The sequence below is a fragment of the Bradyrhizobium sp. 21 genome, assembly GCF_023073335.1.
Classification (GTDB): domain Bacteria; phylum Pseudomonadota; class Alphaproteobacteria; order Rhizobiales; family Xanthobacteraceae; genus Bradyrhizobium.
This window is the reverse complement of sequence record NZ_JADPJG010000035.1, coordinates 819,739-846,495: the sequence shown is the minus strand read 5'-3', so window position 1 is coordinate 846,495 and position 26,757 is coordinate 819,739. Positions and strand designations below refer to the sequence as shown.

General features: G+C 65.1%; 22 protein-coding genes. 6 read left to right on the top strand and 16 right to left on the bottom strand.

The window, feature by feature from the left end; all coding sequences use genetic code 11:
- Nucleotides 1-20: 20 nt before the first annotated feature.
- The 4 genes from phnE (IVB31_RS32625) to phnC all read right to left on the bottom strand — a co-directional run bounded on the left by phnE (IVB31_RS32625) (nt 21) and on the right by phnC (nt 3,631).
- On the bottom strand, nt 21-869 hold the full coding sequence (gene phnE / locus IVB31_RS32625) for a phosphonate ABC transporter, permease protein PhnE (protein WP_247332165.1): 849 nt from the start codon (nt 867-869) through the stop codon (nt 21-23).
- Nucleotides 866-1,750 (bottom strand): phosphonate ABC transporter, permease protein PhnE, encoded by an 885-nt coding sequence (phnE, locus tag IVB31_RS32620; RefSeq protein WP_247332164.1) that lies wholly within the window; start codon nt 1,748-1,750, stop codon nt 866-868. The genes phnE (IVB31_RS32625) and phnE (IVB31_RS32620) overlap by 4 nt, the downstream gene beginning before the upstream one ends.
- A 75-nt stretch (nt 1,751-1,825) precedes the next feature.
- Nucleotides 1,826-2,761: a phosphonate ABC transporter substrate-binding protein gene (phnD, locus tag IVB31_RS32615; RefSeq protein WP_247332161.1), complete on the bottom strand. Its 936-nt coding sequence runs from the start codon at nt 2,759-2,761 to the stop codon at nt 1,826-1,828.
- Nucleotides 2,762-2,821: 60 nt separating this feature from the next.
- The gene (phnC, locus tag IVB31_RS32610; protein ID WP_247332159.1) at nt 2,822-3,631 is read right to left on the bottom strand and encodes a phosphonate ABC transporter ATP-binding protein; all 810 of its coding nucleotides are present in this window, start codon (nt 3,629-3,631) and stop codon (nt 2,822-2,824) included.
- Between the two features lie 173 nt (nt 3,632-3,804).
- On the opposite strand from phnC, the gene IVB31_RS32605 reads away from it, so the two are divergent.
- From IVB31_RS32605 to IVB31_RS32595, 3 genes are read left to right on the top strand one after another with little or no spacing between them, the layout of a single operon-like run.
- Nucleotides 3,805-4,464, top strand: a complete 660-nt coding sequence (locus IVB31_RS32605; protein ID WP_247332158.1) for a chloramphenicol acetyltransferase — start codon at nt 3,805-3,807, stop codon at nt 4,462-4,464.
- Complete coding sequence (locus IVB31_RS32600; protein WP_247332157.1) at nt 4,461-5,654, top strand: alpha-D-ribose 1-methylphosphonate 5-triphosphate diphosphatase; 1,194 nt, start codon at nt 4,461-4,463, stop codon at nt 5,652-5,654. The genes IVB31_RS32605 and IVB31_RS32600 overlap by 4 nt, the downstream gene beginning before the upstream one ends.
- Nucleotides 5,655-5,672: 18 nt before the next feature.
- Entirely contained in the window at nt 5,673-6,371 is a 699-nt protein-coding gene (locus IVB31_RS32595) for a DUF1045 domain-containing protein (RefSeq protein ID WP_247332156.1), read from the top strand.
- A 181-nt stretch (nt 6,372-6,552) separates the two neighbouring features.
- Here IVB31_RS32595 and IVB31_RS32590 read toward each other — a convergent pair whose 3' ends face one another.
- The 5 genes from IVB31_RS32590 to IVB31_RS32570 form a co-directional block, all read right to left on the bottom strand.
- Entirely contained in the window at nt 6,553-7,494 is a 942-nt protein-coding gene (locus IVB31_RS32590) for a dihydrodipicolinate synthase family protein (RefSeq protein WP_247332155.1), read from the bottom strand.
- A 125-nt stretch (nt 7,495-7,619) separates the two neighbouring features.
- Complete coding sequence (locus tag IVB31_RS32585; RefSeq protein WP_247332154.1) at nt 7,620-9,701, bottom strand: methyl-accepting chemotaxis protein; 2,082 nt, start codon at nt 9,699-9,701, stop codon at nt 7,620-7,622.
- A gap of 120 nt (nt 9,702-9,821) precedes the next feature.
- Complete coding sequence (locus tag IVB31_RS32580) at nt 9,822-10,592, bottom strand: enoyl-CoA hydratase (RefSeq protein ID WP_247332153.1); 771 nt, start codon at nt 10,590-10,592, stop codon at nt 9,822-9,824.
- Between the two features lie 19 nt (nt 10,593-10,611).
- Nucleotides 10,612-11,091: a MarR family winged helix-turn-helix transcriptional regulator gene (locus tag IVB31_RS32575; RefSeq protein WP_247332152.1), complete on the bottom strand. Its 480-nt coding sequence runs from the start codon at nt 11,089-11,091 to the stop codon at nt 10,612-10,614.
- Between the two features lie 43 nt (nt 11,092-11,134).
- Nucleotides 11,135-11,743 carry a TetR/AcrR family transcriptional regulator gene (locus tag IVB31_RS32570; RefSeq protein WP_346730903.1) on the bottom strand — a complete coding sequence of 203 codons (609 nt, stop codon included), beginning with the start codon at nt 11,741-11,743 and terminating at the stop codon, nt 11,135-11,137.
- A gap of 142 nt (nt 11,744-11,885) precedes the next feature.
- On the opposite strand from IVB31_RS32570, the gene IVB31_RS32565 reads away from it, so the two are divergent.
- The 3 genes from IVB31_RS32565 (at nt 11,886) to IVB31_RS32555 (ending at nt 16,533) form a co-directional block, all read left to right on the top strand.
- Nucleotides 11,886-13,142: an HlyD family secretion protein gene (locus tag IVB31_RS32565; RefSeq protein ID WP_247332150.1), complete on the top strand. Its 1,257-nt coding sequence runs from the start codon at nt 11,886-11,888 to the stop codon at nt 13,140-13,142.
- Nucleotides 13,102-14,703, top strand: a complete 1,602-nt coding sequence (locus IVB31_RS32560) for a DHA2 family efflux MFS transporter permease subunit (RefSeq protein ID WP_256464363.1) — start codon at nt 13,102-13,104, stop codon at nt 14,701-14,703. The genes IVB31_RS32565 and IVB31_RS32560 overlap by 41 nt, the downstream gene beginning before the upstream one ends.
- A 111-nt stretch (nt 14,704-14,814) precedes the next feature.
- A complete protein-coding gene (locus IVB31_RS32555) occupies nt 14,815-16,533 on the top strand; it encodes an ATP-dependent Clp protease adaptor ClpS (RefSeq protein WP_247332384.1) in 1,719 nt (572 codons plus the stop codon).
- Nucleotides 16,534-16,558: 25 nt separating this feature from the next.
- Here IVB31_RS32555 and IVB31_RS32550 read toward each other — a convergent pair whose 3' ends face one another.
- The 7 genes from IVB31_RS32550 to IVB31_RS32520 all read right to left on the bottom strand — a co-directional run bounded on the left by IVB31_RS32550 (nt 16,559) and on the right by IVB31_RS32520 (nt 26,585).
- Nucleotides 16,559-18,220: a tannase/feruloyl esterase family alpha/beta hydrolase gene (locus IVB31_RS32550; protein ID WP_247332148.1), complete on the bottom strand. Its 1,662-nt coding sequence runs from the start codon at nt 18,218-18,220 to the stop codon at nt 16,559-16,561.
- A gap of 81 nt (nt 18,221-18,301) precedes the next feature.
- Nucleotides 18,302-19,546 carry a phosphoglycerate dehydrogenase gene (serA, locus tag IVB31_RS32545; protein ID WP_247332146.1) on the bottom strand — a complete coding sequence of 415 codons (1,245 nt, stop codon included), beginning with the start codon at nt 19,544-19,546 and terminating at the stop codon, nt 18,302-18,304.
- A 99-nt stretch (nt 19,547-19,645) separates the two neighbouring features.
- Nucleotides 19,646-20,878 (bottom strand): rhodanese-like domain-containing protein, encoded by a 1,233-nt coding sequence (locus IVB31_RS32540; protein WP_247332143.1) that lies wholly within the window; start codon nt 20,876-20,878, stop codon nt 19,646-19,648.
- 74 nt (nt 20,879-20,952) lie between these two features.
- Nucleotides 20,953-22,143 carry a PepSY-associated TM helix domain-containing protein gene (locus tag IVB31_RS32535; protein WP_247332141.1) on the bottom strand — a complete coding sequence of 397 codons (1,191 nt, stop codon included), beginning with the start codon at nt 22,141-22,143 and terminating at the stop codon, nt 20,953-20,955.
- The gene (locus IVB31_RS32530) at nt 22,136-23,158 is read right to left on the bottom strand and encodes an extracellular solute-binding protein (protein ID WP_247332139.1); all 1,023 of its coding nucleotides are present in this window, start codon (nt 23,156-23,158) and stop codon (nt 22,136-22,138) included. Before IVB31_RS32530 ends, IVB31_RS32535 begins: the two co-directional genes overlap by 8 nt.
- A 2-nt stretch (nt 23,159-23,160) precedes the next feature.
- On the bottom strand, nt 23,161-25,488 hold the full coding sequence (locus IVB31_RS32525) for a TonB-dependent siderophore receptor (RefSeq protein WP_247332137.1): 2,328 nt from the start codon (nt 25,486-25,488) through the stop codon (nt 23,161-23,163).
- 212 nt (nt 25,489-25,700) lie between these two features.
- Nucleotides 25,701-26,585: a dihydrodipicolinate synthase family protein gene (locus IVB31_RS32520; protein ID WP_247332135.1), complete on the bottom strand. Its 885-nt coding sequence runs from the start codon at nt 26,583-26,585 to the stop codon at nt 25,701-25,703.
- Nucleotides 26,586-26,757 lie beyond the last annotated feature (172 nt).

The following is a 26,757-nucleotide window of genomic DNA, read 5'->3' as shown; positions in this document are numbered from 1 at the left end:
GGAAGCTACGGCACCTACGATCAGGCCACAGCCCGCGGCCCGATGATCGCAAACCGCAGCTTGCTCGAGATGAAATCGATCGCGGCGACCGCGACCAGGATCATCAGGATCAGGAACGACACCTTCTGCCATTCCAGCACGCGGATCTGCTCGGCGAGCTGGAGGCCGATGCCGCCGGCGCCGACAATGCCGATGATGGTGGCCGAGCGCGTGTTGGATTCGATGAAATACAGCACTTGGCCGGCGATCACGGGCAGCACCTGCGGCAACAGGCCGAAGCGGATCTCGTGCAGCGCACTGCCGCCGGAGGCACGGATCCCCTCGACCTGCTTCTTGTCGGCGCCCTCAATCGCCTCCGAGAACAGTTTGCCGAAGGCGCCGAAATCCGACACGGCGATGGCGAGCACACCGGCGAACGGGCCGAGCCCGACCACGTTGATCCACACCAGCGCCCAGATCAGCGTGTCGACGCCGCGGATCGAATCCAGGAAGCGTCGCACGGGGAAGCGCAGGACACTCGACGGCACCACGTTGCGCGCCGCGAGCAGGCTGACGGGAAGTGCGAAGACGGCGGCCAGCGTGGTGCCGAGCAGCGCGATCGACAGCGTCTCGCCCATCGCTTTCAGGTAGACCGGCAGCGACGAGCCGGGATCCGGCGGGATCATCATCACGCTGATCCAGCCGAGCTGGCTCAGCCCTGCGAAGAACCGCGACGGCGAGAAATCGAGATCGACGAGGCCGTAGACCAGGATCGCGAGGGCCGTGACGATCATCGCGGGCATGGCGAGCCGCGCCGAGGCCGGCCGGTCGAACACGTCGGGATAGCGTGCGCGAAGCGCTGCGGTGTCGACCTCCCGGGGCGCTGTCACGACCGCGCCTCCTTGCCGAACAGGCGACCGCGCAGCCAGCCGGTGCTGATGTCTATGATAAAGACCGTGACGATGATGGTGAGCAGGATGGCGCTGACATCGGAGTAATAGAACTTGCGGATGGCGACGACGAGCTCCTGGCCGATGCCGCCGGCGCCGACGAAGCCCATCACGGAAGCTTCGCGAACGTTGATCTCGAAGCGCAGCAGCGCATAGCTGGCGTAGCCCGCGGTGACCTGCGGCACGATCGCAAAACGCATGCAGGACAGCCAGCTCGCGCCGGTCGAGCGGATGCCTTCGACCGGCTTCATGTCGGCATTCTCGACGATCTCCGAGAACAGTTTTCCGAGCGCCCCGGTGGAGTGGATCGCGATCGCGAGCACGCCGGCCATCGGTCCGAGCCCGAAGGCGATCACGAAGATCAGCGCGAAGACGATGCCGGGCACGGTGCGGGCAAATTCGAGCAGGCGGCGCACGACGAAGCGCAGCCAGGACGACGGCGACGTATTCTCAGCCGCGAAAAAATTCAGGGCGAAGGCAAGGGTCGCGCCGATCAGCGTGCCGACGTAACTGATCAGCAGCGTCTCGCCCAGCATCCTCAGCCATTTGCGCCAGCCCCACAGCCACTCGCCGACATCGGTCCAGACCCGCTGGCCATTGTCGAGGGTGAAGATGCGGTCGAAATAGCTGAGGAAATTGCCGAAATAGGTGAACAGCGTGCGCAAATTCACCTCGGCGCCGACCGCGGCGAGAACCAGCGCGGCGGCGAAGATCACGGCGCCCAGCAGCAGGCGCCACCGCCGGCGCGCGACGGCTTGACCATAGGCAGCGTTCAGCACAGCCAATTGCTGCTCGGGGAGGATCGAAACCGCGACTGTCATCAGATCAGGGAGAGTGGCTGGTCAAAAGAGAAAGAGCCGGGTCCATCGACCCGGCTCCAGTGCATCGTCCCGAGATCAGGACGCCTTCTTCTTACGCAGTGCATCGACGAACTTGATCAGTTCGATCGTGCCATCCCAGTCCTTGGTGGTGGCGGGATGGAAACCCTTCTTCTGGCCGTCCTGGAGGCGATCGAAGGCCACCTTGTCCTTGGCCGGAGCATCGAAGAACGCCTTCGTGATCGCCGCCTTGGCGTCGTCCGGCAGGTCGGAGTTATAGGCGTAGGGACCGTTGATGATCGCCGCCGACTTGTGGATGACGCGGAAATCGTCCTTCTTCATCGGCGAGCCGTCGGCATTCTTCAGCATGCCCTTGGTCAGCATCTGCGCCAGCGTCGAATCGTCGTCGCTGGTCCACTGGTTGGCGGCGACGTCGACCGTGCCCTGCGCCAGCGCCAGCATCGCGTTCTCGTGGCTGCCGGTGAAGACGACCTTGCCGAAATAGCTGTCGGCGTCGGCGATGCCCATCTTGTCGAGCTCGAAGCGCGGCACGTTGTTGCCGGAGGTCGAGTTCGGGTCGACCAGGCCGAGGTTTTTGCCCTTGAGGTCGTCGATCTTCTTGTAGGCGCTGCTCGCCTTGACGAAGAACACCGAATAGTAGCCGGTCGAGCCGTCGGCGTTGATGTCGTTGGCGAAGGCGTCGGTCTTGACGCCGGTCAGGCGGGCGCGCGCGAACGAGGCCGAGCCGTAGCTGGCGATGTGGATGTTGCCGGCGCGCTGGCCTTCGATCACAGCGGCATAGTCGTTGGCGATGCGCAGCGTGACCTTCACGCCCAATTCCTTGGAGAGATAGCTCATGAACGGCGCCCAGCGCTCGGTGACGCCGGAGGCGTTCTCGGCCGGAACGACCGCGAAGGTCAGCTCGGGATATTTGGCTTTCCAGTCGTCGGCGGAGGCGGAAGCCGTGAACGCGAGCGCGGCGGCGCCGGCAAGAACTAATCTGCGAGTGATCATGATACCCTCTTCATCGGTTGGGGTCGGTTGCGCAAAAACTGAAAACCAAACAGGCGCGGCTCAAGCGGCCGCGGCCGTTCCAAGTGCCGGAACGCCCTCGGGCGCCGGGACAGGCGTGCCACCCATGACATCGGCGGCTTCGAGATCGTAGAGCTCGCGGGCAACGTGATCGGTCAGCTCAGCCGGCACGCCGTCGAACACCACGCGGCCCTGCGCCATGCCGATCAGGCGGTCGCAATAGGAGCGCGCCAGATCGAGCGAATGCAGATTGCAGAGCACGGTGATGCCGAAATGCTTGTTGATGCGCAGCAGGGCGTCCATCACGATCTTGGTATTGCGCGGGTCGAGCGAGGCGATCGGCTCGTCGGCAAGGATGATGTCGGGCTGCTGTACCAGCGCGCGGGCGATCGCGACACGCTGCTGCTGGCCGCCGGAGAGCTGGTCGGCGCGCTGGGCGGCGAGCGAAGCGATATCGAACTGCTCGAGCGCCGACATCGCCAGCGCCTTGTCCTGCTCGGGCCAGGTCTGCGTCAGCGAGCGCCAGGCCGGCATTGTCGCGAGGCGCCCCATCAGGACGTTGGTGAGCACGTCGAGCCGGCCGACCAGGTTGAACTGCTGGAAGATCATGGCCGAACGCGCCCGCCACTGCCGCAGCTCCTTGCCGCGCAACGCGGTGACGTCGAGCCCGTCGAACAGGATGCGGCCCTGTGTCGGCGTCGCCAGCCGGTTGATCATGCGCAGCATCGTCGACTTGCCTGCGCCGGACCGTCCGATCACTCCGACGAAGCCGCCGGGGGAAATTTGAAACGAAGCGTCGTCCACCGCGGCTTTTGCGCCGAAGCGGCACGTCAGACCTTCAACCACCAGCATGCAGGGCTCCAGAGTAGCCGGGACCCACCGCTATCGCCGGCACTTGACACTTGTGTGACATGCGCATTGCAGTGCGGCGATCCTACACACCTCATCCCCTGTCATCGCGACGTCATGACATTGTCATCAAGCCGCTCGATGAGAAGCGCCTGCCCACGAACTACGGATGCAACATGGCCGGCCAAACGCTCTCGGTTCACCCGACCATCGACGCTTCCGCGAAGCTCCACGAGACCAGGCTCGGCGCCTATACTGAAGTCGGCGCGCGCACGATCCTGCACGACGTGACGATGGCCGATTACTCCTATGTCGTGAACGACGCCCAGATCACCTACACCACCGTCGGAAAATTCTGCTCGATTGCGGCGATGACCAGGATCAATCCGGGCAATCACCCGATGCACCGCGCCACGCAGGCGCACTTCACCTACCGTTCGAGTGCCTATTTCGAGGGCGAAAGTGACGACACGGAATTCTTCGACTGGCGACGCCAGCATCACGTCCATATCGGCCATGACGTCTGGATCGGCCATGGGGCGATCGTGCTGCCGGGCCGCAACATCGGCACCGGCGCGGTGATCGCGGCGGGCGCCGTCGTCACCAAGGACGTGCCGGCTTACACCATCGTCGCCGGCAATCCGGCGCACATCGTCCGCCGCCGTTTCTCGGAAGACGTCGCCGGACGGCTCGCCAGACTCGCCTGGTGGGACTGGAATCACGACAAATTGCGCGAAGCATTGCCGAATTTCCGCAAGCTTGGGATTGAAGATTTCCTCGCAACATATGAAGCACGGGCACGTTCTCTCACCAGCAAGAAAAGCGCGGTCGCGTGACAGACATTCTCATTGAAGGCGGCCGGGCCCTGATCGGCAACGCGCTGGTCGAAACCTCGCTCCTCGTGTCCGGGACGAACATTGCAGAGCTCGATGCTTCTCGCGGCCGGGCGCGGCTGGCGATCGATGCGCGCGGCCTGCTTGTCCTGCCCGGCATCGTCGATCTGCATGGCGATGCCTTCGAGCGCCAGATGATGCCGCGCGCCGGCGTCGACTTCCCGATCGACATCGCGCTCGCCGACAGCGACCGCCAGGCGATCAGCAACGGCATCACCACGGTGTTTCACGCCACGACCTGTTCGTGGGAGCCGGGCCTGCGCAGCGCCGACAATGCGCGCGGCCTGATGGAGGCGATCGAACGGCAGCGTCCGCAATTCGCCGCCGACACCCGCTTCCATCTGCGCCACGAGACCTACAATCTCGACGCCGAGCAAGAGATGAGCCAGTGGCTCGCCGAGGGCCGCGTCGACCTGTTCGCCTTCAACGACCATATGGACGGCACGGTTGGGGACATGGCCAAGCCCCGCAAGCGAAACCGCATGGTGGAGCGGACCGGCCTGTCGGGCGACGATTTCGATCGGCTGGTCGGACACATCGTGTCCCGCGCTGCGGATGTGCCGGCTTCCGTGTCACGGCTGGCCGCAGCGGCTCGCGCCGCCGAGGTGCGGATGCTCTCGCACGACGATGCGACGCCGGCGATGCGCCAGGGCTTTCGCGCCATGGGCGTGGCGATCGCGGAGTTTCCCATCAACGAGGAGACGGCACGGGAGGCGGCAAGCCACGGTGACGCCATTGTCTACGGCGCCCCGAACGTCGTGCGCGGCGGCAGCCACACCGGCTGGACCAAGGCATCCGACATGATCGCCAAGGGGCTCTGCTCGGTGCTGGCGTCGGACTACTACTATCCCGCGCAGCTGCTCGCGGCGTTCCGCCTCGCCGCCGATGGCGTGCTGCCGCTGACCGAAGCCTGGAACCTGGTCTCTGCCGCGCCCGCACGCGCCACCGGGCTCACCGATCGCGGCGTGCTCGCGGAAGGACGGCGCGCGGACGTTCTGCTGGTCGACGACAGCGTGCCGCTGCGGCCACGGCTCGTGGCCGTCGTCGCGGGTGGAAAGCTCGTGCACCTCACCGAGGCGACGCGGCTGCTCGCAGCAATGGCAACGCCGCGCGAGGCTGTCGTTGCGGCCTAAACCGGTTATGCTCGGACGATGACAGGTTCTCCCCGCTACGCGATCTATTTTGCCGCCGGCGCCGACAGCGCCCTCTCCCGCTTCGGCGCCGAGCTGCTCGGCTACGATGCCTATACCGGCGATGAATTGCCTTTTCCCGCCGACGCGTTGCATGTCGCGCCGGATTGGCGCGACATCACCGCCGATCCCCGCAAATACGGCTTTCACGGCACGCTGAAGGCGCCGATGGCGCTCGCGCCCGGCAAGACAGAGGCCGAGCTGATGGCAGCCTGCGCGACCTTCGCCGGCGAGGCGCGGACGATCCCGGTCATCCGGCCGGTCGTCGATTCCATCAGCGGATTTATTGCCGTGATACCCGCGGAGCCGGCCGGCGATCTCCAGCAGCTCGCCGCCGATTGCGTCCGCGATTTCGATTCATTCCGTCCGGTTCTGACGGAGGAAGATCGCGCGCGGCGCAAGCCGGAGAAGCTGAGCGAACGGCAGCGCGACTATCTCGATCGCTGGGGCTATCCCTACGTAATGGAGGAATTCCGCTTCCACATGACGCTGACGGGGCGGCTGGACGTGGAGCGACGCGGGCCGATTCTGGAGATGCTGCGGGCGCGATTTGCGACGCTCGGTCTCGACACGCTCGCGATCGGTCGCATCGCGCTGTTCAGGCAGGACGATGCCGGGGCGCGGTTTCGCATTGTCGGCGAGTGGAAGCTGGTTAGTTAGCCGGGATCGCACGACACCCTTGGTGTCGTCCCGGCGAAGGCCGGAACCGATAACCACAAGACACCGTTTGGCGAAGACTCGGAGTGACCAGCTCGCCCCATAACTACTCCCTGGGGCTATGGGTCCCGGCCTTCGCCGGGACGACAGCTGAGATATTCAACGGCAGGGGAGCAAGCCGCCCCTACTTCCCCCACCGCAGCGCCAGCGCGTCGCGCTCTTTCGCCAGCTCCAGCAAGCCTGCGCGCGTCGCCGGGTGCAGCGGCTGGAGCGGATGCCGCACCATGTCGGACTTGATCACGCCGCCGGCCTGCATCATCGCCTTGCAGGCGATCAGGCCGCATTGCCGGTTCTCGTAATTGATCAGCGGCAGCCAGCGTTCGTAGGCGGCTTTCGCCGCTTCGCGTTGGCCTGCGAAATAGGGATCGACGATCTGGCGGATGCCGTCGGGATAGCCGCCGCCGGTCATCGCGCCGGTGGCGCCGGCATCGAGATCGGCGAGCAGCGTGATCGCCTCCTCGCCGTCCCAAGGGCCTTCGATATCGCTGCCGCCCAATTCGATCAGGCTGCGCAGCTTTGACGCCGCGCCGGGCACCTCGATCTTGAAATAGCGGATGTTGGCGAAGTCGCGCGCCAGTCGCGCGAGCAGATCGACCGACAGCGGCGTGCCGGCCACAGGCGCATCCTGGATCATGATCGGAATATTGATCGCGCCCGACAGCACCTTGAAGAATTCGACGACGCCCTTCTCGGGCACGCGGAAGGTCGCGCCGTGATAGGGCGGCATCACCATCACCATGGCGGCACCGGCCGCTTCGGCCTGCTGGCTGCGCGCGGCGCAGACGGCCGAGCTGAAATGCGTGGTGGTGACGATCACGGGAACGCGGCCGGCGACATGCTCCAGCACCGCATGCATCAGGGTTTCGCGCTCGGCATCGGTGAGCACGAACTGCTCGGAGAAATTGGCGAGGATGCACAGACCATTCGAGCCGGCATCGATCATGAAATCGATGCAGCGGCGTTGTCCCTCGAGGTCGAGCTCGCCGCGCGCGTCGAAGATGGTCGGTGCGACCGGGAACACGCCGCGATAGGGGCGTTGGGCCTTGTGGTGTGGCGTGGCCGGCATCGAACTCTCCATCCCTGCTCTTCTCTTACATCTGCCGCGGCGCTCGCGCGGCGCCACAGATGTAGCCGCCGCGCGCATCGGCGGCAATGCCAATGGCGTGACGTTGGGACGGAGGATTGTCGAAACTATGCCGTCTTCACGGCACCCAGGAAGCCCTCGACCGCGACGCGCAGACGATCGGCGTCGCCCGACATCTTCTTCACGGATTCCGACAGCACCGTGCCCGCGTTGCCGGTCTCCTGATTGAGCTTGGCGACGCTGCCGATGGTGTCGGTGACCTCGCGGGTTCCCTGCGCGGCCTGCTGGAAGTTGCGCGAGATCTCGGTGGTGGCCGCGCGCTGCTGCTCGACGGCGGCCGCAATCGCCGTCATCTTCTCGTCGATGCCGCTGATGGCACCGCCGATGGAGCGAATGGCGGTCACCGCCTGGCCCGTCGCGCCCTGGATCTCCGCGACCTGGCGCGAGATTTCTTCCGTCGCCGTTGCGGTCTGGGCGGCGAGGCTCTTGACCTCGCCGGCGACCACGGCAAAGCCGCGGCCGGCCTCGCCCGCGCGCGCCGCTTCGATGGTGGCGTTCAACGCCAGAAGGTTGGTCTGGCCGGCAATGGCGTTGATCATCTTCACGACCTCACCGATGCGGCTCGCGGTCTGATCGAGGATCTCGACCGTGGCATTGGTCCGCTCGGCCTGCGACACGGCCTCGCGGGCCTCACGGGCGCTCGACTGCACCTGCGCGGAAATCTCGCCGACGGAGGCGGACAGCTCTTCCGTCGCGGCTGCGATGGTCTCGAGATTGTTGGTGGCCTGCTCGGCCGAAGCGGAGACCGCCGCGGTCTGGCTGCTCGATTCCGACACCAGCGTGCGCACGTCGGTCGCGGTGGCGTCGAGCTCCCTCGCCGACGCAGCAACACTGTGGATCACCGCCTGCACGGTGTCGTCAAAGGTGCGGCAGGCATCATCGACGGTGCCCGAGCGAGCAAGTTGCAATGCCTGCTGTGATTCGCGTTCCTGGCCGAGACGCTCGGCGGTCGCAGCACTTTCGCGCAGGCTTTCGAGCGCGGCCGCCATGGTGCCGAACTCGTCGGGATGTCTGGATTGTGGCACCGGCGTTGCGTAGTCGCGGGCGCTGATCTTGGCGATGGCGCCGAGGATGGCCCGCACCGGGCGCATCAGGCGATTGCGTACCACGAACACGCCGGCCAGGGTCACGGCCAGCGCGAGCAGGAACGCGAGCGACTGCACGACGAGATTGGTGAGCGCCTTGGCTTGCACGGTCTCCGCGCGCGCGATCGACTGGTCGAGCGCCTGGTTGGCGACCGCGACGATGGACGCGAAGGGCGACTGACACAGCGCATTCCATTCCGAGGCGGGCATCGCGGGCTTGCCGCTTCCGTCGAAGTTCTTGGTGAGCTCTCCGATCTGCTTGAGGACGCCATCGGTCTTGGCCTTCGCCTCCGTCGCTGCCGCAACCAGCGTCGGCGCCACGTCGGGCGCAGCCAGCAACTCGGCCATGCCCGCCCAGCCGGAGGCGATCGTGCCGTCCCACTGCGCGACTGACCGCTTCTGAGCGTCGTCAAGCGGTTTGCTGCCGTTGACGTTCGAGCGGAGCGCCGAACAATGGATTCCATAACGGTCGCGCACCTGCCAGGCGAAGCGGCGGACCTGGATCATGCGAGCAATGAAGGGATCGTCCATCCAGGCGCGGTTCGACACCGCGGTGGACGCCAGATTGGCGGTATCGATGACCTTGGTGACGGAATCGTACCAGGAATTGGTCCGCTCGATCTTGCGATCGCCGCGCGGAAGCCTGGCCTCGTCATAGAACAGCTGGAATTTCGGCACGGCTTCGTCCCAGCGCTGCTTCAACGTGCCAGCGAGTTCGACGCGGCGGGCGAAGTCGACGGTGGCGAGCGCTGCGCCGACGGCATCATAGCCGCCCTGCTCGGCCTTCTCGGCCGCCCCGAGTTTTGCCCGCGGGTCGTCCTCGCCGAGGATCGCGCTCTGAGCATCGCCGCGATTGTTGCGCAGCGCGAGCACGCCATGGAAGATGGCCTTGTCGGCGGCGGCAAGCCGCGCGGTTTCCAGACTATCGCTGTAGCGGCCGAACGCCCCGACCATCTGGATGGCCGTGGAGGTCAGCGCACCGGCGGCCAGCAGGGCCATCAAGGTCAGGAGCAGCGAGCTTACCGATTTCTTAAATATTGCCATGGGGTCACAAGGGGGCCTCGGGAGGGGCCACATTGCATCGCGACATGCCAATGTTTGGTTAAGGTTTCAATCGAATGGGAGCAGATCCGCCTGCACGCTTTCAGGCGGCCCGCGATCTTCCTACGCAACCTTGGTGAAATCCGGCGGCCGACGCTCCGCAAACGCCGTGAACGCCTCACGCGCTTCGGCGGTTCGCAGGCGCTGCGCGAACTGTTCGCCCTCCGCATTCATCTGCGCGACCAAAGCCTCGCCATTGCGCATCAACTTCTTGGCGGCGGTGAGCGCGCCGGCCGGCTGGCGGGCAAGACGCTGCGCCAGCGCGAGCGCCTCAGCATCGAGCTTGTCGAGCGGCACCACGCGGTTGGCGAGACCCCATTCCAGCGCCGATTTGGCCGGCACCGTCTCGCCCAGCGCGAACATCTCGTAGGCGCGGGCGTAGCCGATGCGCGCCGGCATCAGCAGGCTGGACGCCGCCTCCGGCACCAGCGCCAGACTGACGAAGGGCGTCGACAATTGCGCGTTGTCGGCGAGCACGACGAGGTCGCAGTGCAAGAGCATCGTGGTGCCGACGCCGACGGCGCGGCCCTGCACGGCGGCCACCAACGGCCGGGTGCAGCGCGCCAGCGACTGGATGAAGCGCACGACGTTGCGGCTGCCTTCGGACTTGCCCGCTGCGACCGCCGCGAATTCGCCGACGTCGTTGCCGGCGGTGAACATGTCGCCCTCGCCGCGGATCAGGATCACGCGGGCGGACGGATCGGACTCGGCGGATTCGATTGCATCGGCGAGCTTGCCATACATCGCATCCGTCAGCGCGTTCTTCTTGTCGGGCCGCGCCAGCGTCAGCGTGAGGATACCACCGTTGTTCTCGGTCCGGACGTGCTCTGTCATGGGTCTGCTCCCTCTATTCCTATAGATCTCTTACAAGCTCTTTTGATAGATCTCTTGAAAGCTCTCTTGGAAACTTGTTTTGAATGCTCGTCAGCCAGCGCGCGACGATATCGATCTCCGCGCTGGTAAATCCGTCCGTCAGCGCCGCGTTGACCTCTGCCGCCTTGGCCTTGGCCTGTGCGAGCGCGGTGCGGCCCTTCGGTGTTAGAAAGACCCGCCAGGCGCGCCCGTCCTCGCGATCGGCCCGTCGCTCGATCAGTTTGGCGGCTGCGGTGCGATCGACCAGGCCGGAAATGCCGGCCGGCCCCAGATCGAGTGCCGCCCCCGCCTCGCCCATCAAGACGCCGTCCTGCTTGCCGAGGATGAACAGGAGTCCAGCCTGGGCCGGCGTCACCTCGCTCGAAGGCTGCGCCGCCATCCAGCGCTGCAACCGTCGTTGCGCGACGCTCAGCAGGTAGATCAGCCGATGACGCCTCGCGCCCGCCGCTTTATTTCGCATGCGAAGCATTTAGGCGAGGCAGGGAACGTTGTCAATGAGGGGGCTAGACCGACGCGGCGCGGCAACCGTCCAGGAACAGCGCCGCGCAGGTCCGCACCCGGCGCTCGATCTCCTTGCGTGAGGGCAGCGGCATGCCGCCATAGATCGCCGCGCGCTGCGGCGCAGATGCGACCATGCCGATCAGCATGCCGGCGACTTCCTCCGCATCGCCGATGGCGATGCGCTTGCGCCTGACCTGGACCCGCAGCCAGCCGGCAAGCGCCCTGACTGTGCGTGAGATGCCATTGTTGTAGAAGTTCGCCGCGAGCTCGGGGAATGCAGCGGATTCCTGCAGCACCATGCGCTGCAACGCCACGACCTCCGGATCGAGCCCGAGATCGGCGCAGGCGAGCAGCGCGGCGCGCAAGCCGGTTTCGATATCGACGTCGTCGCCGGCCTGGAGATCGACGGCGGACAGCAGCCGCTCCAGCCGATCGGCGCACATCGCCTCGAACAGCGCGGCCTTGCCGGGAAACAGCCGATACAGCGTCTTGGTGGAAATGCCGGCGCGACGCGCCAGCTCTTCGGTGCTGGTCGCGGCATAACCTTCGATAGCGAACGTATGCCGCGCGGCCTCAAGGACGATGTGCCTCGTTTCCTCGTCGCTCCGCACCGGTGGACGCCCCCGGGGTCGGCCTTCCCGTTCCGATTTTGCCTGAGCCATGTCTTTAAATGATGACTGTCATTCCATTGACAATTCCAAAGCTAACCTCATTTTGGAAATTATCAAGTTTCCTAATTCAGGGGAGCCGGCCATGACCGTCCACACCACCCCATCTGCTGCCACCCAAACCACCCTTCCAGCGAGCGCGCTGGACGGGATCCTGCCCGGTGCGACGACCGCCGCTCGCGCAAAAAAGCTCAATCTTCGCAAGCTGTTGCTGACGGGGGCGGCGCTCGTCGCGCTGGCCGGCGCGAGCTGGTATGGCTACGATTACTGGACCGTCGGGCAGTACCTCGTCTCCACTGATGACGCCTATGTGAAGGCAGACAACACCACCATTGCGCCGAAGGTCAGCGGTTATCTCAACCGGGTTCTGGTCGCCGATAACGAGCATGTGAAGGCCGGGCAGGTGCTCGCCCGGATCGACGACCGCGACTTCCGCGTCGCGCTCGACCAGGCCCGCGCCGACGTGCAGGCGGCGAACGCGACCATCGCCAGCAAGGAAGCCCAGCTCGACGTCCAGCAGGCGGTGATCAAGGCCGCGCGCGCCACGCTCGATGTCGATCAGGCTAATCTCACTTTCGCCGCGCAGGACAACAAGCGCTACACCGATCTCGCCGCGTCCGGATCGGGCAGCCTTCAGAACGCGCAGCAGGCCCAGTCGCGCATTGCCTCCGCGCAGGCGACGCTCGAACGCGACAGCGCCAACCTCACCTCCGCTCTCAAGCAGGTCGATCTGCTCAAGGCCGAGATCGTGCAGGCACAGGCGGCGGCGGCACGCACCGAGGCCGTGCAGCATCAGACCGAACTGAACCTCGGCTACACCACCGTGGTCTCCCCGATCGACGGTGTCGTCGGCAACCGCTCCTTGCGCATCGGCCAGTTCGTGCAGGCGGGCACGCAATTGATGTCGATCGTGCCGACTGATGGCGCCTATGTCGTCGCCAATTTCAAGGAAACGCAGCTCACCCACGTTCAACCCGGTCAGACCGTCGATATCGAGGTCGACATGTTCCCCGGCCAGATCGTGCACGGGCGCGTCGATTCCATCGCGCCGGCCAGCGGCCAGGAATTCGCGCTGCTGCCGCCGGACAACGCCACCGGCAATTTCACCAAGGTGGTGCAGCGCATCCCCGTCAAGATCGCGCTCGACGCCGAGCATGGACCCGCGATTGCGCTCCGGCCCGGCATGTCCGTGATCCCGACGATTGCAACACGTTCAGCCGCGCGGACCGCGAACGCGGCCGCACGCAAGGCAACATCCAAGACAACCCCCACGGCAAAGCTGGTTTCCGGAGGATCGTGCCATGTCAAACAGCCTCTCGTTGCCGACGTCCGCAACATCTGATCGTCCACTCGCGGATTCCAACCGCGCGAGCGCCGCCGTCTGGATCGCCGTGCTCGCCGCCATGATCGGCTCGTTCATGGCCATCCTGAACATCCAGATCACCAATGCCTCGCTGGCCAACATCGAGGGTGGCATCGGCACCGGCGCCGACAACGGCTCCTGGATCTCGACGTCGTATTTGATCGGCGAGATCATCGTGATCCCGCTGACCGATTACATGAGCCGCGTGTTCTCGTTCCGCCGCTACATGCTGGCGAGCGCGACATTGTTCGCGGCGTTCTCGGTCGCCTGCGCCTTCACCCATGATCTGCCGTCGATGATCGCGATGCGCGGCCTGCAGGGCTTTGCCGGCGGCGTGCTGATCCCGATGGCGTTCACGCTGGTCCTGACCAAGCTGCCGAAGCCGCAGCAGCCGGTCGGGCTGGCGATCTTCGCGCTGTCCGTCACCTTTGCCCCCGCGATCGGCCCGACCATCGGCGGCTATCTCACCGAAAACTACGGTTGGCGCACCATCTTCTTTGTCAACGTGATCCCTACCGCCGTGATGGTGGCCGCGCTCTCTCTGACGCTGGAACGGCAGAAGATGCAGCTTGGCCTTTTGAAGGAAGGCGACTGGGCCGGCATCGTCACCATGGCGATCGGGCTGTCGGCCCTGCAGGCCGTGCTCGAGGAAGGCAACAAGGACGACTGGTTCTCCTCGCCCTTCATCGTCAAGCTGGCGATCATCGCGACCGTCAGCCTGACGCTGTTCGTCGCGATCGAATTGTCGATCGAGAAGCCGCTGATCCGGCTGCGCCTGCTGACGCAACGCAATTTCGGCTTCGGCACTCTCGCGATGACGATGGTCGGCTTCGCGCTGTTCGGCTCTGTCTATATGCTGCCGGCCTATCTCGGCCAGGCGCAGGGCTACAATGCCGAGCAGATCGGCAACGTGCTGGCCTGGACCGGCCTGCCCCAGCTCGTGCTGATCCCGCTGATCCCGAAACTGATGCAGCGCTTCGACACGCGCTACATCGCGATCACCGGCCTTCTGATCTTTGCCTATAGCTGTTTCATGAACACGGCGATGTCGCCGGACTACGCGGGCGACCAGCTCTGGATTCCGAACATCGTGCGCGCCGTGGGACAAGCCATGGTGCTGACCCCGCTGACCTCGGTGCTGACGGGCGGCATCGCGCCGCAGGATGCGGCCGCGGCCTCCGGCATCAGCAACATGTTCCGCAATCTCGGCGGCGCGATCGGCACGGCAACGCTCGCCACCATCATCACCAAGCGCGAGCAGTTCCACTCCAACATCATCGGCCAGTCGGTCACGCTCGGCCGCGAGGAGGTCCGCTCCCGCATCGCGCAGATGACGGACTATTTCGTCGCCCACGGCATGCCTGATCCCAACGCCGCGCGCGAGCAGGCCATCATCGCACTCGGCAAGACCGTGAAGCGCCAGGCGCTGGTGATGGGCTATTCCGACGCCTTTGCCGTGATCGGCGCGGTGCTGGTGATCGCCGCAATCGCGGTGCTGCTGACGCGGAGGGTGAAGGCGGGAGGCGGGCCGGCGCATTAGGGCTTCGCCCATCCATTGAAATTTGTCGCGGCCGTTATGCTTGACGGCCGTCTTCTTTTGTGTTCCTTATTTGTTCTCTTCAATCATAGATTGTCTCGGAGATCTTTCGTGATGGATAGTATGCGTGGAGAGAACCAGCCGACCCAACTCATCATTCATAATGACGACGATACGCCGGACCAATTCGTGGTCGATCTGCTCCGTCAGGTCTTCGGCAAGTCGGAGCGCGAGGCGGCCGCGCTGATCACCCAGATCGAGCAGAAGGACAAGGCGGTTTGCGGGCCTTACCCGCAAGCTGTCGCCGATGCCTTGTTGAAATCTGCACAACAACGCATTTCCATGGAAGGCCACGACCTGCAGATCACGATCGAGGCAATCAAGACCGTTTGCGAGCTTTGCGAAAAGCCCGAGGGGCAGGTAAGCGTGCGGATCGGGAGCCGCACCATCTGGCTGTGCAGCGATTGCAATCAGGCCGCCGAAAGCAAGGCCGACGAACGGGAAGAAGAATTCGACTATGCCTGCGACGTCCTTGATTGGCACTTTGCCAGCACCGCGCGCAGCAAGCTCGTGACCACGATCCGCCAATTTCCCGGCCACATGCGGGTCGATGTCCAGTCGGCGATCGATCGGCTCTTCGACAAAGCCATCAGATTGTTCGGGCTGAGCGAGGAGCAGCGCTACGAAACGCTCTCGATTTCGCGGCTTCTCAAGGACGGCCGCTATGCGGTCGCGATTGCCCCGCTGCAGTATTCTGACGTCGACATAGGCGAGAAGAGCCCGATCAAGTGTCTGGATAACGGGCTATGGCTTTGCGAGCAGGATGGTCTGCGCTATGCGGTTTTGCTCTGCGCTCACCGCGAATACAGCCGCGAGCCCGGAATTCGGATCGAGATCCTGGTGCCGACAGGTTCCTCCGGCGCGGCTCTCACCCAGCAATGCTTCGGCGAACTGGAAGAGGCCGTGCAAACCGCGCGGACCTATCGCGGCAAGATCCTGTCGCTCGATGCCGACGCCGACTATCGCGGGCGCTCGCGCGGGATCACCGTGCATCGATTGCCGCCGGTCGCGCGCAACGAGGTGATCCTGCCGGAGCAGACCTTGCGCCTGCTCGATCGCAACGTGCTGAATTTCGTCGGCATCCGCGATCAATTGCGCCGGCTTGGCCAGTCGACACGCAAGGGCATTTTGCTGTACGGACCGCCGGGCACAGGTAAGACCCACACGATCCGCTATCTCGCAACACATTTGCCCCGGCATACGACGCTGATCATCACCGCCGAGCAGATCGGCCTTCTCGGCGCTTATATGAGTCTGGCGCGATTGCTCCAGCCGTCGATGGTGGTGATCGAGGACGTCGATCTCATCGCCCGCGACCGCGATGACATGGGACCGTGCGAGGAATCCATGCTGAACAAGCTGCTCAACGAGATGGACGGACTGAAGGAGGATGCGGACATCCTGTTCGTCCTGACCACCAACCGTCCGGAGGACCTCGAGGGTGCCCTCGCCGGTCGCCCGGGTCGCATCGATCAGGCGATCGAAGTGCCGCTCCCTGACGAGACTGGCCGCGGCAAGCTGGTCCGGCTCTACGGCAAGGGACTGCCGCTCGACGAAGCCGTCGTCGCCGAGGCGGGGCGGCGCAGCGAAGGTACGAGTTGTGCCTTCATCAAGGAGTTGATGCGACGGCTGGCGCAAGGAAGCATCGCGCGGGACGGCGGCAACTCCGTGATCTCCGCCGATATCGACGAGGCGCTTGACGACATGCTGTTCTCCGGCGGTCGGCTCAACGCGCAGCTCCTCGGCGGCGCGCAGGCGATGGCTATCGGCTGACGCTTCGTCTGACGTAGCGCACCTGCTACGGCGCGCAAGTAAAGCTCGATGCTTCCGCCACCGATCCCTGCTTGTAATGCGGCCAGGCCGGCCAGCGGCACAGCGGCAGCGTGCGGAGCGCCGCAAACGACGGCGCCTCGACCTTCTGCTCAGTGACTTCGAGGTCGCCGGGCGCCTTGCCGTTCTCGACCCAGTCGACCAGCGCGCTCAGCATGTCGACATTGGCCGGCGCGCCGGAGCCGACATGGTCGACGCCGGGCGCGGTGTAGAGCCGCGCGAATTCGGCAGTCTCGGCCTTGCCGAGCTTGCGCTCGACGCTCTCGAAATAGCGGATGCCGGCATAGGGGCTCTGCGCGTAGTCGGCCATGTGCTCGAGCATGATCAGCCGGCCGCCGCGGGCGCGGAAGCGGCTGAGATCGGGGTCGGTCGAATCCATCAACTTCGACACTTCGAGCAGCCGCGCCTTGTGGTCCTCCACCTTGTACGTGGTGACGTCGAGCTTGGGATCGCGCGCGAACACATATTGGATGCCGCCGGCGCCGTAGATCCAGGCGATGCCGTTGTTGGGCGCAGGCGGCTGCGCGGGCGGCGCCGTGCCGAGCCACCACGCGACCCAGCCGCCGGTCGGCCCGACCGCCGGCGTGTCCTCGCCTGACACGCCCCAGCCGGGATAGTCGTCAAGGCCATTGGCGAGCGTGAACGGGAATTTGTAGGTCGCATGCAGGGTATCGATCGCCTTGATCTGTGCGTCGGCGAGGCACTGATCTCCGCTCTGGCCGGCGGCGCAGCGCAGCGTTTCGACCTTGAACGCTGCCTTGCAGGCGACAGGATTTTGCACCAGCAAGTCATCGGAGCCGTCGGCCTTGTCGCAAGCGGCCCGCACGGCGTCGCCGACGAGCTTCACCTGCGCCGGATTGATCCAGCCTTCACCCATGGTCGCGAGCCCCGAGCGGGTGCCGGCATGCTGCAAGCCGACCCAGTTGATCACGGGCACGCGGGCAAAAATGCCGTCGAAATCGTCGGGATAGCGCTGCGCCATGGTCAGGCCTTCGCGGCCGCCTTCGGACGAGCCCATGAAGTACATTTTTTCCGGCGTCTTGCCGTAGGCGCGCTGCATCAGCCCAACGGCGGCGTCGCGCACCTTCTTGTAGGCGCGATGGGCGAAGTTCTCGAAGGCTTCGTCATTCAGCGCGAAGACCTGCGGCGGCTCGCCCTGCCTGGTCTCGTGACCGGAATCGGTGCCGTAAGTGACAAAGCCGCGCGCGAGCGGCGACGGCTTATCGAAGGGATAGGCCGGCGGCAGCGCCAGACCCGTGATCAGCACGCCGTTGAATCCGCCGCCGCCATATTGCAGCGAGCGGCCGTTCCATTCGACGGGCAAGTTGACCTGGAATTTGATCGGCGGCGCCTTGGGATCGGTGGGATCGATATGGCCGAGCACCTTGCAGAAACCGGGATTGGCGGGCGTGACGCGCCCCGACGGCGTGGGCCCGCGTTCGGCAACAGTCAGTTGCGACGGCGCCAGCAAATTCGCCGAATCGATCTTCACGGCGTCAGTGCCGCCGACGAGGCCCTTGCAGACGGTGTCGGCGTCCCCGGCCAGCATCGCCGCCGAAGCGGAGTTCGCGCCCAGCGCGGCCGCCGTACCCAGGAGCAAGACCCACAGCTTCGCACGCACTTGCGCCATCGTTTCCCCCCGCTTTTTCTGTTCTCGTTCGTTCGACAGGAGACTGCATTCAAGGCGACCTCCGCCCGGCCGTCAATGACGCTAGTGCTCGAACACCAGCCGCGCGCCGACCGTGCCGTCGAGGGCGCGGATCTGCTGGAGCAGTGTACTTGAATCCTGGCCGCCGAGGTCGGCGTCGAGCACGACGTAACCGAGGTCGCCGGCGGTCTCCAGATATTGCGCGACGATGTTGATGTCGCGCTGGAGAAAGACCTCGTTCAACCGACGCAGCATGCCAGGCACGTTGCGATGAACATGGCTGAAGCGCGCGCCGGCGGGACGCAGATGCAGCTGCACCTCCGGGAAATTCACCGCCCCCGTGGTCGATCCGGTGATGAAATAGTCGACCAGCTTGCGCGCCACTTCGCCGCCGATGCGTTCCTGCGCCTCCTCGGTCGAGCCGCCGATATGCGGGGTGAGGATGACATTGCCGAGACCCTGCAGCGGGCTCTTGAAACGATCGGAGTTCGAAGATGGCTCGACCGGAAACACATCGATGGCGGCGCCGGCGAGATGGCCGTCGCGCAAGACGCCAGCAAGCGCATCGAGATCGACGACGGTGCCGCGGCTGTTGTTGATCAGGAGCGAGCCTGGTTTCATCGCCCGCAGCTCCTTCTCGCCGATCATGCCTGATGTCTCCGGCGTCTCCGGCACGTGCAGGCTGACGACGTCGCTCTGCGCCAGCAGCTCTTCCAGCTTCTCGACCGGCTCGGTGTTGCCGTGGCGGAGCTTGTCGGTGCGGTCGAAATAGATCACGCGCATGCCAATGGCCTCGGCCAGCGTCGAGAGCTGCGAGCCGATATTGCCGTAGCCGATAATGCCGAGGGTGCGGCCGCGCACCTCGCGGCTGCCGGTCGCCGACTTGTCCCAGCCGCCGTCGTGCGCCGAGACTGAGCGCGGGAAGATGCGCCGCAACAGCATCACGATCTCGCCGATCACGAGCTCGGCGACGCTGCGGGTGTTGGAGAACGGCGCGTTGAACACGGGAATGCCGCGCTTGCGCGCCGCCAGGAGATCGACCTGGTTGGTGCCGACGCTGAAGCAGCCGACCGCGAGAAGCTGATCGGCCGCCGCCAGCACCTCATCGGTGATCTGGGTGCGCGAGCGGATGCCGAGCAACGACACGCCCTTGAGCGCCTGGCGCAGCGCCTCGCCGTCCAGCGCCTTGGTCAGGCGTTCGACATTGGTGAAGCCCGCGCTCCTGAACAGGTCGACAGCACTGTCATTGACACCTTCGAGCAGCAGCGCCTTCGCGTTCCGCTCAGGGTTTTGGCCTGGGGCTGGCATCAAAGTCTCCGTGGGTCACAGCTTTGCCGCAGCTCTTAGACCGCGGGGGATGCGCAGCACAATAGGGTTGGATACGGGGAGACGATGGCGGGGTGGTCGTCAGATCACGTAAAACCCGTGCGTGCCGTCGAGGCGCAGCTGGTCGACGAGACCATATTCCCAGTCGAGATAGGCCTGCATCGCGGCTTCCGCGACGTCGGTGCCTTCATAGGGCCGGCGGTAGCGGTGCGCCGGGTCGGGCTTGGGCAGGACGCGCGGCGGGCCCATCTCGAGCGCGCCTTCATAACCGCCTTCGCGCACATAGACCTCCCAGCCCATCTGCGCCAGCCAGGACGCCGTCATGTCGGCGCGGACACCCATGTCGTCGGTCAGGAGGATGCGCGCCCCACGCACCGGCGCGGCCATGTCGGTTTCCTGGACGAGCTGGCCGCCGGGATAATGGCGAAAGCCGGGGAGATGGCCGGCTGCATACTCCTCGGCGTCGCGCACGTCGAAGCGATAGAGCGTGCGATCCGTCTGCGCGACAAGCGCAGCCATCTCGCTGGCGCCGATGTGGCGAACACCGGCGCGGTAGGCGACGTCGCGCGCGTTGGCTGGGCCGCCCTCGAACGGCCCGATCGCGCCGCGCCGGTCGGCGCCGTGATCGAGCGCGCGCCGCGCCAACGTCCAGCCGATGGTGCCGTTGCGCAGCGCGCGGACCTTGTTGGGCACGCCGGCATTGATCAGCGACTGGGTGCCGATGATCGAGCGGGTGCGGCCGGCGCAATTGACGATGATCGTGGTGTCGGCATCGGGTGCCGCCTGCCCTGCCCGCAGCACCAGCTCCGCGCCGGGCACGCTGACCGAGCCCGGAATGTTCATGGTGGCATATTCGTCGAAGCGGCGGACGTCGAGGATGGTGATGTTGGCCTTGTCCGCGATGAGTTTTGCCACCTCGTCGGCACTGAACGAGGGCGTGTGCCTGCGCGACTCGACCAGCTCGCCAAAGGCCTTGGAATACGAATTGACGTCCTCGAAGATTTGATAGCCGGCCGCGCGCCAGGCCTTCAGTCCGCCGTCGAGCGCGTGAACGTTGGTATAGCCGAGCGCCGCGAGGCGTTCGACGCCGGACGCCACCAGTCCTTCGCCGTCGTCATAGAGCACGATCGGCACATTCTGGCGCGGCAGCCTGACCTCAGCTTCGATCTCGATCCGGTCCGCGGCCATGTTCGCCGCGAACAGCGGATGTCCCGTCGCAAAACCGGCTTCGTGCCTGAGATCGAGCAGCGCGATCTCCTCGCGGAGCAGCAGTGCACGGCGGATATCGGCGGGAGTGACGGTCGAAAGCTTCATGGCACGAACCTTGACGAGGGCGAGCCATGGGCTTTTGAACGATTGCCGCGCGCTTGGCTAGCCTTCGTGTCCGCTCACTCGCCAGGAACGAGCCGCCCGAGCGGCGGCTGCACCGGGCGCCGCAGCTTGCGGCGTGACAGATAAAGTAAAATGCCGGTGACCGCGAACAGCGGCATCAGCGCCGCCGCAATCATGAATGCGAGCTTTCCCGGCCAGCCCAGAAACGCGCCGCGGTGGATGTCGAGCACGTTGGCGACGATTTTCTCGCCGAGCGACTTGTCGGCATAGCGCTCCGCGGAGAGCACCTGACCGGTGACGGCATCGACGCGGAATTCGTCGCGCGTGGTGTCGAGCGTGGAATCCTTGCCCCACGACCGGATCCGGATCGCCGTGCCCGGGCCGGCCGGCAGCGTCAGCAACGCCTTGGAGAATCGGCTGCCCTCTTGGCGCAGAAAGGCCGCCCACGCGCGATCAAAGCCGATCGGTTGTGCCATCTCGCTGCCGGTGTCACGCGACGCCTTTGTGGGCATCCTGGGCTGCATCTTCGCCGCGGCGGCCTCCGGACGCGACAGCAACCAGACGACACCGTCCTTGTACCAGTCGAACGAGTACCAAAGCCCGGTCAGCGTCATCACCAGATAGACGGGCAGGACCCAGGTGCCGATCACGGCATGCAGCGAGCGGTGCAGACCGCGGCCACTGAGCCCGAGATTCGGCTTCAGCCACATCTTCACGCTGCCGGCGCGACGCGGCCAGCGCAGCACGAGGCCCGAGACCAGCATCACGATCAAGCCAAGCGCGGCAACGCCCGTGATCTGGCGTCCCCAGCCCTTGGCGTCGCCGGGGATGAGCAGCCAACGGTGCAACCGGCGCACGGTCGCGAAGAACTCCTCGGCACGCGGCGAGCCCAGCACATGCGCGTCATAGGGGTCGACATAGAGAGATGCCGGCCGCTCGCCCTGCTCGTCGCGCCCAAAACGGACACGCACCGCCGCCGAGGGATCGCTCGACAGCGTGACGGCTGCAACCTTGCCGACATCCTGCGCGGCCTTCAGCCGGGCGACCAGCTCATCCGGCAGCAGCGGCGGCGCCTGACGCGGCACAACCTGCATGATGCCGGCGTTGAGATGATCGACGATCTCGTCCTCGAAACTCATGATCGCGCCGGTCAGCGCGATCAGCGACAGCAACAGCGCGAGCACGAGGCCTGCGATGGAGTGGAGCTGGAGCAGGACAGCCTTGATGCTCTGTCCCCGCCTACTCATCGAAGCCGACCTTTTTGATCAGCGCGAGCGCGGCCTGCTGATGCGCGGCAACCCGATCGACCGGCATCGCATCAGCATCAAACGAGCCCATCTCGGCTACGATGGGAGCACGCTCCGCCGCCGCAACCACAGGATATTCCAGCTCGGCGGCGGCAAAGGTCCGTTGCGCCGCAGGCGTGACCAGGAACTCGAGCAGTTGTCGCGCGGCCTCAGGATGCGGGGCGTGTTTCGCGACGGCCGCACCGGTGAGGTTCACATGCGTGCCGCCGCCTTTGAAAGTCGTCGGCACCGCCTTGACCTCCATCCCCCATGCGCGCCAGTCGGCACCTTCCCGTCCGTCGCGCAATTGCGCCAACGCCACGGTGTTGCCGATGCCGATCTCGCAGGTGCCTTGCGCGATCTCGCGGATCACGTCGTTGTCCTTGCCGGCAGGCTTGTGGACGAGATTGGCCTTCAGGCCGGTGAGCCAGGCCTCCGTCGCGGCCTCGCCATGATGGGCGAGATAGGCCGCGACCAATGCGACGTTGTTCTGATGCAGCGGTGCACGCATGCACAATTTGCCACGCCATTGCGGGCCTGCGAGGTCTTCATAATCGATCGCAGCGAGCGCGCTGTCCTTGCGCGCAAATGCAACGCGCGGACGGAGGGCGAGCGCGAACCATTGCGCACCGTTGCCGCGCAAGTTGGCCGGCACGCCCTGTTCGATGCGCGCCGACGAAAGGGCCTGCGTCAGGCCGCGGTCGGCAAGCTGCTTGGTCTTGTCGAGCCCGATGGTCACGAGCACGTCCGCCGGCGACGCCGTGTCTTCCGACACCAGGCGCTTGACGAGATTGTCTTCTGTGAAGACGACATTCACCTTGATGCCGCTCGCGTCCGTGAAAACCGCGATGACAGGCGCGATCAGGGCAGCCTCCCTGGTCGAATAGAGCGTGATTTCGTCGGCGCGACTGGCTGCCGCCATGCAGGCGGACACCAGCGCGATCAGCACCGCTATGGTTTTGCGCCCGACGGCCATCGCTAGAACTTCACCGTTGCCGAGAGAGACACGCGGCGCGCGTCACCGATGGCAACGTTCAGATTGTTGACGGCGGAGGGATAGTAGACGGTGTCGAACAGGTTCTTGACGTTGAACTGATAGATCACCGGCGTGTTCTGGTATTTCGTCTCATAGGTCGCGAACATATCCGCGACGACATACGACGGCAGGAAAAAGCTGTTGATCGCATCGCCGGGACGGTCGCCGACATAGCGCGCGCCGCCGCCAAGGCGGAGCTGGCCCGGCAACGCAGTACCGAAATCATAAACCAGATAGAGCGAGGCCGTATTCAAGGCGACGTTCTGCAGCTTCCTGCCGAGCAACGTCAGGTCATCGGACTCCCTCACGCGGGCGTCGGTATAGCCGTAGCTCCCGATCAGAGCCCAGCTGTCGGTGAGCCGGCCGGTGACGTCCAACTCGACTCCGCGCGAACGGGCACGGCCGACAGTGTGGACCTCCACCACGTTCGCGCTGTTCGTCTTCGTGGTCTGGACGTTCTTCTTGTCGAGGTCGTAAAGTGCAACCGTTCCGGAAATGCGCCTGTTGAAATCGAACTTGACGCCGGTCTCGTAGGAAACCCCTTCTTCCGGCGCAACATTGGAGTCGATCACGATGCCGATCGGCGCGATGGTCGAATTCGGCTTCAGCGACTGGGTGTAGCTCGCATAGAGCGAGATCTGGTCGGTGAGCTTGAAGATGGCACCGCCGAGCGGAAGCACCTTGTCCTGGGACACGTTGGTGTTGGTGTTGAATGGCAGTTTTCCGCGCCCGGCAATTTGATCGTAATCCATGTAGCGCACGCCGCCGACCAGCGCGAACCGTTCGGTCAGATGCAGCGTGTCCTGGACAAACATCGACCATTGGCCAAGCTTGTCGGTCTGCGCGCTGTCAGGATTCGACACCGTCGTGCCCGGGCCAACCAGTCCGTAGACGGGATTGTAGACATTGATGGCGGGCGTCGCCTGCCGGATCAGATTGTCGCGATAGATGGTGCGATATTGGCCATCGCCGCCGAACACCAAATCATTGCGCATGTCGCCGAGCCAGAAACCGCCCGAGACATAGGACGTTCCGTAGCTGACATTGCTGAGCGAGCCCTGCGTGCCGTCGTTGCTGCGCGTCTCGACGCCGGTTGTGAAGTTGAGGGTAGAGATGCGGAGCTGGTTGGCGCTGAAAGTCTCGGTGTTGTAGCTGTAGCCGGCATAGAGCTTCCAGTCCTGGTTGAGACGATGCTCGACTGAGGCCTGGATCAGATCGGACGTGCCCCAAGTGTTGTTGAAGGGCTCGTCGAGCCGGCGCGTGGTGGGCACCGCCAGCGGCGCCTTGGTCACCGGATTGAACGCGGTGCCGCGATCGAACGGATAGATGAACTCGCGATGCTCGTAGTTGAGCTGCACCGTCGTGTCCTGGCCGTACCAGGCCAGTGACGGCGCGACCAGCATCTCGCGGTGACGTCCGAAATTGCGCCAGTAGTCCTCGCTGACACCATAGCCGATGAAGCGATAGGCAAGGCCTTGGTCTCCAATCGGACCGGTGACGTCGAGCAGTCCGTCGGCGCCGGTTTTCGAGGCACTGAAGGCCGAGCCGAGCAGCGTCACCGAGCCGTGCTGATAGAGCTCTGGCCGCTTGCTCATGGTGTTGACGATGCCGCCGGGATCCATGATGCCGTAGAGCAGCGAAGCCGGCCCCTTCAGCACCTCGACGCTCTCGACCGCGGAATTGAAACTGCGGCCCTGCACCAGCGGCATGCCGTTGCGCATGATCGAGCCGTCGCGATTGTCACCGAAGCCACGGCGGATCACCGCGTCCTGGCTGCCGGCCAGCGTGTTGGTCTGGGTGATGCCGGAGACATTGATGAGCGCATCATCGATGTTGCGCGGCAGCTGGTCCTTCAACACCTGTGCGGGAACGACGTTGACGGACTGCGAGGTGTCGAGCGGCGAGGCGCCGTTGCGCAGCGTCGTCGCGCTCGGCATCGCGCGGTAGCCAAGCTTTGCTGCCTGTTGCGCGGCGGCTTCTGCGGCCGCGCGTTCCGATATGGTCGGCGCTGCGGGCGCTGAATTGCGGCTGCGCTGGCGCGCGGCCGTTTGCGTGCGGCGCGGAGATTGTTCCGATGCGCGAGCGATCTTCGGCCGCTGCGCCGGCGCTTCCACCGTCACCGGCGGCAGGGCCGATTGCGCCTGCGCGCCCGTCGTGTTGGAGGGGGATTCCGCGAGCAGCACCGCTGCACCGATGAGAAGACCTGCACGGCGCTTGCCGGCACGAGTTCGACGGCCGCGGACACGCTGGCCATCCAGATGGGCACGCACTTTCGATTCACTTCCAAGTCAGACACAGCGTTGAAGCCAGCGCGTCTAACAGCCGCTGTGAGGGAAGAGAACCGTAAGCGGGCTTGAATCGCTCTAGTGTTGAATCATTCTAGATGCGGACAGGCGCCATTCGGCAATCGTCGATTGATGGTGGGGTGAACGCAACACGCTGCGCGAGAATTCGCGGCAACGTGTCGCGGTGTTGCACGATCTCACGCGATGGCAGGAACCATCAGTTCGTCCAGCTTCCGCTTGAGCGCAGCACCATCAGACAACGCACGCAACGGCGGGCGCACACGCAGCCAGCTTGCATCGTCGGTCTGTGCCGCGAGGATGGCCTTCAGCGTCGCGAGGAAGGATGGCGATTTCACCACGATGTCAACCGCAGCCTGCATGCGTACCTCGACATCCTTGCCGTCGATCATGCCCTTGACCAGCTCGGGCGCGATATTGGCCATACCGCAGATGGTGCCGGCACCGCCGGCGGCGATCGCGCGGGTGATGTCAACCTCGTTGCCGACGGTGATGGCGAGCTCGGGTGCGGCGGCGCGGAACGCCTGGAATTGCTTGAAGTCGCCGCTCGAGTCTTTCAAGCCGGCGACCACCTTGCCGTAGCGCTTGCGCAGATTCGCGGCGACGCTGGTCGGAATCGCGACGCCCGAGATCTGCGGGATGTGATACAGGTAGGCGCGCAGGCGATCGTCGGCGACGCCATCGAGGATCGCCGCAAAGGCATCCTCGATGCCTTCGGGGGTGACGCTGCGGTCGAAGTAAGGCGGCAGCAACAGCACGTGGCGCAGGCCCAGGCCGAGCACGGCGCGCGTCAATGCGATGCTGTCGCTGATGGCGGGGAAGCCGCCGCCGATCCCAATTCGTTCCGGCGCAACGCCGGCCTTGAGCACGGCTTCGATGGTCGCGACGCGCTCGCTGACGTTGAAGGAGGTACCCTCGCCGGTGGTGCCGAACAGCACGACACCGTCGACGCCCTTGCCGAAGAGCTTTTTGGCGTGAGCCGCGAGCCGGGGGTGATCCACGCTGCCATCGGTCGCCAGCGGCGTCGCCGACGCCACCCAGAACCCGCGAATTGCCTCCGTCATCACACCACCCATTGCTGCGGCTTCGCACCAAGCCCGCTCCTCGCGAGGAGGGGCCTTGTCGAGCCTTGTTTTTGCTTTACTTTTGGCCTTGTACCTTACATACAAGAAACACGCAAATCCTTTCCGCCGCCACGGCGCGCATGAGACGCAGCCAGATTCTGAGGAGGTCTCG